A 7,254-nucleotide genomic window follows, 5' to 3' on the forward strand; every position below is an offset into this window, starting at 1 on the left:
GTGTCTGGACGCCCGGGCCCGTGACCTCGTCGACCCGCCGCCGAACAGCTGGCGGATGGTGTGGCGCAAGTGGCCGTGCTTGAACAACTCGTAGTACTGGACGGCCGCCACCAGGGAGGTCGTCTTCAGCATGTTGATGACCTCGTTGCCGGTGGGCGGCACGATGACGCGCATCGCCTGCGGCAGCACGATGCGGCGCAGGGTCTTGCCCTGGCTCATGCCGAGCGCGTGGGCCGCCTCGGTCTGGCCCTCGTCGACCGACTGGATGCCGGCCCGGACGATCTCCGCGAGCACCGAGGCGTTGTAGAGCACGAGGCCGGTGACGACCGCGTACAGCGGGCGGACGTCCGGCTCGACGGAGCCCGAGTACAGCTCGTTGGCGAAGACCATCAGGATGAGGCGGGCGGACTCGTCTGTATCCGGCCGGAGGTGCCGACTCGTAGTCCCGACCGCGCGCTAGGCACCACCAAGCGACATGGACGTCACCGTGCGCGTCGAGCAACCGTCCGGCGCGGCCTGCCCTGCCAGACGCTCATCGATCCAGCGCAGGACCGCGGGAGTCGCACTGATCGCGAGGCTGACGTGCTCGCTCGATTGGTCCCGCGTATACGTGACTCGCGCCCCCGATGCGCACCACTGCGCCACCGCCTTGTCGGGCCCCGCGATGGTGACGATCTCGTCGTGCACGGCGTCCCTGGGCCGCGCGCACTCCGTCGAGCGCGGCGTAACCCGGCTGTCTCGGGGTGAACAGTGTCCCCTTCGGCCCCTCCCGGTCGGGTACGGAAATCGCATGACCGGACGACAACATCTGGTCGATCTGAACGAGATCCAGCGAGGAGTCGTACTTGTCCGGCGCACCTTGTCGGAGCAGGTAGGAAGGCGCGCACTGTGGGGCCGAGGCATCCGTGGCAGCCTGATAGGTGATCAATCCTTTGACCTGCCCGGTTCGTGGGCGCAGCACGGGTCCGCACTACCGACCGCTACGGGAGTACCGGTCAAGCACAACGAGGCGCGTCACGTGCGTCGGGGAACGGATTCGGCCAACGCCGTGCGGGCATCGATCAGGTATTGAGCGAGGTCGCCGCCTTCATGGAGCCAGACTCGGTACGCGGAGAAGAAGCACGCCATCCCGATCTTCGCCCACAGGGCCGGCCGCACGTCGCTGTCGACAGCGACACCGAGTCGGCGGGCCAGGTGATGTTCGATGAGCTTTTCCACGGCGGCCTGTTTGGCCAGGTCGCGGGCTTGTAGCGCCGGCGTGCTGGTGATCAGGGCGTCGCGAGTGCGCGCCTGTGCGAGTTGTTCGCCGCCGAATCTGCTGATCAGCGGGGTGATGACGACGGCGAGGGTGGTTTCGGGGTGTTCGCCCTCGGGGCGTTCGGCGAGGAGTCGGGCCAGGTCGGCACGCAGGTCATCGTCTTCGGGGAAGACGAGCTCTTCTTTGCTGGTGAAGTAGCGGTGCAGGGTGCGGGTGCCGACTTCCGCGGCCGCCGCGATCTCGGCGACAGTGACGCGGTCGAAGCCTCGTTCGGCGAACAGGCGGAACGCGGTGTCGACGATGGACTGCCTGGTCCGTTCCCGTTTGAGTTCCCGCAGCGACATCGAGACAGTGTCGCACGACTCCACAATCTGGCAGACTGTGCCATATGACATCAAGTGACAGAACTATCGTGGTCACCGGCGGTACGAGCGGACTCGGCTACGAATGCGCCAGGAACCTCGCCCTCGACCCGCGCAACACGGTGGTGATCACCGGTCGCGACGCGACGCGAACTCGGGAACTGGCCGCGGCGATCGGCGCGCACGGCATGGCACTCGACCTGTCCTCGCGCCCGTCGGTCGGTGGGTTCGTCGCCGAACTCGTCGCCGCGGACCTACCACCGCTGTCCGGACTGGTGTGCAACGCGGGCGTTCAATTCACCGGCCGGACCCTTACCTCCGACGGCATGGAGGCGACGTTCGCCACCAACCACCTCGGCCACCTCGGCCTCGTCATCGACCTGCTCGCCCACTTCACCGCACCCGCGCGAATCATCGTGGTGTCCTCGGGAACTCATGATCCCGACCAGTTCACCGGGATGCCGCACCCACTGCGCGCCACTGCCCGCGAACTCGCCTATCCGCCGCTACCGACCGAATCGGCACAGCGCGACGCTCGCCGCCGCTACACCACCTCGAAGTTGGCGAACCTCCAGACCGCCTATCACCTCGCTCGCGAGTTGGCCCCACGCGACATCACAGTGAACGCGTTCGACCCGGGCCTGATGCCTGGAACCGGATTGGCCAGGAACGCTAGTGCCGTCCAGCGGCTGGGCTGGAAGACGATCGCCCGCGCCCTTGTCGTACTCCCTGGAGTTCGCACGCCGCGTAGGTCCGGCGCGGATCTCGCATGGCTGGTCGCAGCACCTGACCGGGAGGCAATCACCGGTCAGTATCTGGTGCGCCGCACACCGGTCCGGTCCTCGGCGGCGTCCTATGACGAACGGGTGCAGCACGCTCTCTACGGCGACAGTCTGGAGTTGCTCGCCGAGCTGGATGCCCGGGCGGATCGCTGATCGGCGACACGCCCCGGATTATCGGGGCTGGACGGCGAGGCGGGGACCGGCAATAGTCCGGGGGTGCGATTGGGTGTTGTGGTGGCGCGGGCGGTGGCCGGTGTGGCGTTGGTGCTCGGGATGGTGGCGCCGGCAACGGCGGAACCGGTGAATGTGGCGTTCACGTGGACGCAGGAGTATTTGACCGCCCCTGACGGCACGCGGCTGCACGCCGATGTCCTTCGGCCGCCGGGTGTGGCCGCCGACGCGCGGACTCCGGTGCTGCTGACGGCCAGTCCGTACCGGGCGCATCTGGCTTACCTGTCCCAGCCTCGCCCGGGTGGTGGGCCCTCGACCGACAACTTGCCGGTCGAGTGGGCGCTGCGGGCCGGGTACACGTATGTGATCGTCGATCTGCGCGGATTCGGTGGGTCCAACGGGTGCCCGGATTTCGGCGGCCCGGGGGAGCGGTCGGATGTGGCGGCGGCGGTGGAGTGGGCGGCGAGCAGGCCGTGGTCGACGGGGCGGGTCGGCGTGGTCGGCACGTCCTATGAGGGATGGACCGGGATGATGGCGCTCGCCGCGAAGCCGAAGGGGCTCGCGGCGGTGGCGGCGTTCGAACCGGTCGTCGATCCGTACTCCTACCTCTACATGCAGGGCACGGCGTGGAAGTTCGGCGGAAAACCGTTGACCGAGGACGGTATCCGCCCCGCCGACACCGCGGGCGCGGAACACCTGGCCATCGCCTCGACCCCCGGTCACCCCGACGACGGCGACGAGTACAAAGCCAATGCCGTCCAGATGACCCAGGACTGCGCCGCCCGCTACCTCGCCCTCACCACCGACCACAACGGCGCCAACCCGGACTGGCGCGAGCGCGACATGGTCGAGGCCGTCCGCGGCAACACCACCCCGATGTTCCTCGGCCAGAGCTTCCTCGACTCCAATACCCGCGCCGACCGCATCATCGAGGCATGGGAAGCCAGAGGCCCCGGCGAACACCGCGCCTGGTTCGGCCAGTGGGGCCACTCGGACTGCCGCGAGAAGTGCGGCACACCCCACTTCGCCTCGGAGCTCTACGCATTCCTGGACAAACACGTGGCGGGCGCCGATGTCGAGGTACCCGGACCGCCGGTGACCGTCGGCCAGTTCGATGGTGGGTGGCGCGGTGAACCCGCCTGGCCGCCTACTGACGCCCAGCGCACAGCCATCGCATTGCGCACCGGCAGCTACAGCGATCGTGGTCTGTTGCCCGGCGCGGACCGGGAAATCTGGTCGATCTCGGCCCCGGTCGCCGAGCCCGTGCACCTCGCAGGCCGCGCCACTGCCGCGCTGACCCTCAGCGGCCCGCCGGAAGCGACTGTCGCACTGGAGCTCTACGACATCGCCCCCGACGGACGCGCCACCGTCATCACCCGCGGTATCGCCCCGGTCCGCTCGGAATCCGGGATCCGGCTGCTCTGGCAGGATGCCCGCCTGGCCACCGGCCACCGACTCGGCGTCCGGATCACCAACGCAGTCGACGACGTATGGTCGCACACGCCGACGAACGCCGCCGTTACCGTCACTTCGGCCCGCCTCGACCTACCCCTGCTCACCACCCCGCGGGAACTGAATCTCCCCGGCGGCGTCCCCATCTGGCACACACGGTGGCGAACCGAGGAAACCATCGCACTCCAGCCGGAGATGGTGAACGACCCCGCACTCCGGATCGAACTCACGGCTCCGGCCGGGTGAGCGTCGCGGACCGATCTGGCTGTCGGCCCAACTAGCGGCTGCTGCTCGTCGGGTGGTCTTACGGTGCAGCAGAGACCGATTCGCCGCGCAGGGCACGCGCGATGAGATCCGGATGGGTCAGGTGCGGATAGTGGCCGGTTCCGGCGATCGTGGTGACCGGCCGATCGGTCGGCTCGACCAGTGGGTCGTCCGAACCGACGATGATGTCGACCGGAACGGTGACCCGGGTCAGCTTCGCGGCGAGTTCGTCTCGGGAAGCACCGGCGGCGCGCAGGGCCGCCCACGTGCGCTGGGCAACGCCAGGTCGTCGCAGAGCCGCGAGAGCGGAGGCAATGGCAGGACCCTCCGGAATGCCCAGTCGCGCAGCCATTGTCGCGGCGGACATCCGCTTGACGACCTCGGCGGCGAGGGGCGAACCCGTCAGCCGGGAGGCGGGCTGCTGGAGGAAAGCGGGCGCGATCAGTACCAGCCGTGACACCCGATCGGGATGGCGCAGCGCGAATTCGATTGCGGCCCAAGAGCCCAACGAATGACCGACGATGATCGGTCGCGTCCGCACCGGCGCCATCAGTTCCTCCATCCAGTCGCCGGTCGACTGCGCGGACACCGCCGAGCGCCCGAGCCCGGGAAGGTCGGCCGCCAGGGTAGGGGCATCCAACTCCCGCACCACGTCGGACCATGATTCGCTGTCGAGCGGAATCCCGTGCAACAGAACATATTCCGGGTCGCTTCGCTCGCCGACCAACCAGGTCCCGTCACGGAATCCGGATTTCGGTGTGGGTGCGACGGTGCCGTTGCGGCCGGCGACGATCCCGTCGGCGTAGGTGCGCAACAGTTCGTCGACCGGCGGATGGCTGATGCCGAGACGCTGTGCGATGGCGTCGCTTCGGCTCGTGTCGTACCGGTCGCTGCTGAGAAAGGACAGCGCTTCGGGATCGGCGTGGGTCACTGCCCTGGGCAATCGACGAACCAGCGCAGTCGGCAGCGTGAAGCGCGGCGCGCCGACGTGCAGATGGTCGGCGACGAGCCGAATCAGTTCGGGCAGTACGGGAGTCGCGGCATCCAGCAGCGGATAGGACTTGCCGACTGTATCGGCGTGCGTGGGCAGCCCCACGATGAACCGGGCCACGTAATCGAGATCGACCACCGGAACGAAGGTATCGGCCGAGCCCGGCAACGCGGGCAACCGGCCCTGCCAGAGATTGTCGATGATGTCGGAGAGCCCGAAGTACTGGCCGGGTCCGAGAACTCCGGCAGGATTCGCCATGGTCAGCGGGATGTCGCGCTCGGCCGCGAGCCGCCGCAGCAGGGCATCGGCCTCGACCTTCGACGCCTCGTACGCGCCGTTGCCGTAGTCCTGCTCGCCCCCGTCGTCGGCCGCGCGATAGCCGGTGATGTGGACGACGCGCCGCAGATCCGGTTGCCGTGCGGCCCATTCCAGCACGTGCACCGCCCCGTCGAGGTTGACCCGCCGCGCCACCTGCGCATCCAGCCCGAACTTCATCAACGCGGCCGCGTTGTACACATCACGCACCCCTTCGACGGTGTCGCCCAGCGCGAGATCCGGTTCGCCGATATCGGTGGTGGTGATGGTCAAACCGGCGGTGTCGACACGCTGCCCGTGGAGCCAGGTCCGCAGCCGATCCTGACTGCCCGCACGCAGTGCGGCGGTGACGGTGTTCCCGTTTCGCAGCAATTCGGCGACCAGGGAGCGGCCGATGAACCCGGCGGCGCCGAAAACGACGGAGTCGGTGTGTGCCATGGTGTCCTACTTTCAGTAGACCGATTTACATATTTTCAGGATATGACGCCAGCTGCGGGTCGGGAACGGCTCAGATCAGCGCGTCGATGGTGTCGGCGAGGTGCTGAAGTGGCTGGCGGGAGCGGTGGGTGCGGGCCAGCACCAGCCCGCCTTCGATCAGTGCGAGCGCGACCGTGGTGATCCGTTCGGGTTCGGGGTGGCCGAATCCGATCAATCGTTCCCGGATCGCCTCCTCCCAGAGTCGATAGGTCGCCGAACAAGCCTGCTGCACAGCATCGTTGGTCGACGCGGTGTCCAACGCGACGGCCGCCACCGGGCACCCGACGGTCCAGTCCGACGCTTCCAGCTGATCGCCCAGCAGGTTCACCATCTTCCGCGCGAAATCTCGCGCGTCCGTCGCCTCGACCGTGCGGATGATCGTCGCGATGTCGGTGCCGCTCTCGGCGAGCGCCGCCGCCACCAATTCGTCCTTACCGCCCGGGAAATGGAAGTACAGCGACCCGCGGGGCGCACCGCTCTCCTGCACGATCTGGTTGAGCCCGGCGCCGAAGTATCCGTGCGACTCGATCAGCGACCGCGTCGCCCTGATCAACTTGCACCGCGTTTCGGCTCCCTTTTTGCCCACTCGCTAAAACTAGACTGGTCTACATATTTTTGCAATGGCCGACCGCTCGCCCGGTCGCAACCAGCCTTACCCGTGGCGTGACGCCAGCAGTTCGGCGGCGTCCCCGCAGAGTCGGTCGAGGATGGCCGCCGCAGGCTCGATATGGGTCACCAATCCCACACCCTGACCCGCATCCACCGGTGCGAGCCGAGGATCGTCGTCCGCGATCGCCGCGCGAAGGCGGTCGGAATCGGGCACGTCGTCGCCCTCGAGCCGCGACCACGGATCCGTGAACTCGTTGCGCAGGACGCGCGCCGGATAGATCGGTGGCCAGGGCAGATCGAGTGCCTCGTCGAACGCGGTGGTGACGGTGGTGCTGCTGGAATCGGCGGCGAGCATCGCGAGGCGGGCGGATTCTGGCAGCAGAGATTCTTCCGCGGCGGCCAGGCAGGTCCCGAGCCAAGCACCCGCCGCTCCCGCCGCGAGCACGGCCGCGAGCGTGCGCCCGGAGCCGATGCCACCGGCGGCCAGGACCGGGACGGTCGCGATGTCGAGGACGGCGTCGAGCAGGGGCAGCAAGGCCAATCGGTCGGCGCCGTGGCCGCCACCTTCGCTGC

7 protein-coding genes and 2 pseudogenes are annotated in these 7,254 nt (G+C 68.2%); 2 read left to right on the forward strand and 7 right to left on the reverse strand.

Annotated elements, in window-relative coordinates:
- Nucleotides 1–93: 93 nt before the first annotated feature.
- From ACFWF3_RS17625 to ACFWF3_RS17640, 4 genes and pseudogenes are all read right to left on the reverse strand, one after another.
- Nucleotides 94–336, reverse strand: a pseudogene (locus ACFWF3_RS17625) (ABC transporter permease subunit); the annotation flags it as partial.
- Nucleotides 337–456: 120 nt separating this feature from the next.
- On the reverse strand, nucleotides 457–687 hold the full coding sequence (locus tag ACFWF3_RS17630; protein WP_379314481.1) for a lipase family protein: 231 nt from the start codon (nucleotides 685–687) through the stop codon (nucleotides 457–459).
- Between the two features lie 67 nt (nucleotides 688–754).
- Nucleotides 755–808 (reverse strand): annotated as a pseudogene (locus ACFWF3_RS17635) (hypothetical protein); the annotation flags it as partial.
- Between the two features lie 206 nt (nucleotides 809–1,014).
- Entirely contained in the window at nucleotides 1,015–1,602 is a 588-nt protein-coding gene (locus ACFWF3_RS17640) for a TetR family transcriptional regulator (protein WP_378996503.1), read from the reverse strand.
- Between the two features lie 44 nt (nucleotides 1,603–1,646).
- Here ACFWF3_RS17640 and ACFWF3_RS17645 point away from each other — a divergent pair, with 44 nt between their 5' ends.
- Nucleotides 1,647–2,555, forward strand: coding sequence for an SDR family NAD(P)-dependent oxidoreductase (locus ACFWF3_RS17645; protein WP_379314482.1), 909 nt, complete (start codon nucleotides 1,647–1,649; stop codon nucleotides 2,553–2,555).
- Between the two features lie 63 nt (nucleotides 2,556–2,618).
- Nucleotides 2,619–4,271 carry a CocE/NonD family hydrolase gene (locus tag ACFWF3_RS17650; RefSeq protein ID WP_379314483.1) on the forward strand — a complete coding sequence of 551 codons (1,653 nt, stop codon included), beginning with the start codon at nucleotides 2,619–2,621 and terminating at the stop codon, nucleotides 4,269–4,271.
- A 58-nt stretch (nucleotides 4,272–4,329) separates the two neighbouring features.
- Here the strand turns inward: ACFWF3_RS17650 and ACFWF3_RS17655 are convergent, their stop codons facing one another.
- The 3 genes from ACFWF3_RS17655 to ACFWF3_RS17665 form a co-directional block, all read right to left on the reverse strand.
- Nucleotides 4,330–6,033 (reverse strand): alpha/beta fold hydrolase, encoded by a 1,704-nt coding sequence (locus ACFWF3_RS17655; RefSeq protein WP_379314484.1) that lies wholly within the window; start codon nucleotides 6,031–6,033, stop codon nucleotides 4,330–4,332.
- Nucleotides 6,034–6,103: 70 nt separating this feature from the next.
- Nucleotides 6,104–6,658, reverse strand: coding sequence for a TetR/AcrR family transcriptional regulator (locus tag ACFWF3_RS17660; RefSeq protein WP_379314485.1), 555 nt, complete (start codon nucleotides 6,656–6,658; stop codon nucleotides 6,104–6,106).
- A gap of 66 nt (nucleotides 6,659–6,724) precedes the next feature.
- The coding region (locus ACFWF3_RS17665) for a nitronate monooxygenase (RefSeq protein ID WP_379314486.1) at nucleotides 6,725–7,254 on the reverse strand (530 nt) is incomplete at its 5' end.

The organism is Nocardia sp. NPDC060220, from assembly GCF_042727815.1.
In the GTDB taxonomy this organism is placed as follows: domain Bacteria; phylum Actinomycetota; class Actinomycetes; order Mycobacteriales; family Mycobacteriaceae; genus Nocardia.

Coding starts and splice junctions, on each gene's coding strand:
- ACFWF3_RS17640 (WP_378996503.1), bottom strand. CDS start 1,602: ATGTCGCTGCGGGAACTCAAACGGGAACGGACCAGGCAGTCCATCGTC.
- ACFWF3_RS17655 (WP_379314484.1), bottom strand. CDS start 6,033: ATGGCACACACCGACTCCGTCGTTTTCGGCGCCGCCGGGTTCATCGGC.
- ACFWF3_RS17645 (WP_379314482.1), top strand. CDS start 1,647: ATGACATCAAGTGACAGAACTATCGTGGTCACCGGCGGTACGAGCGGA.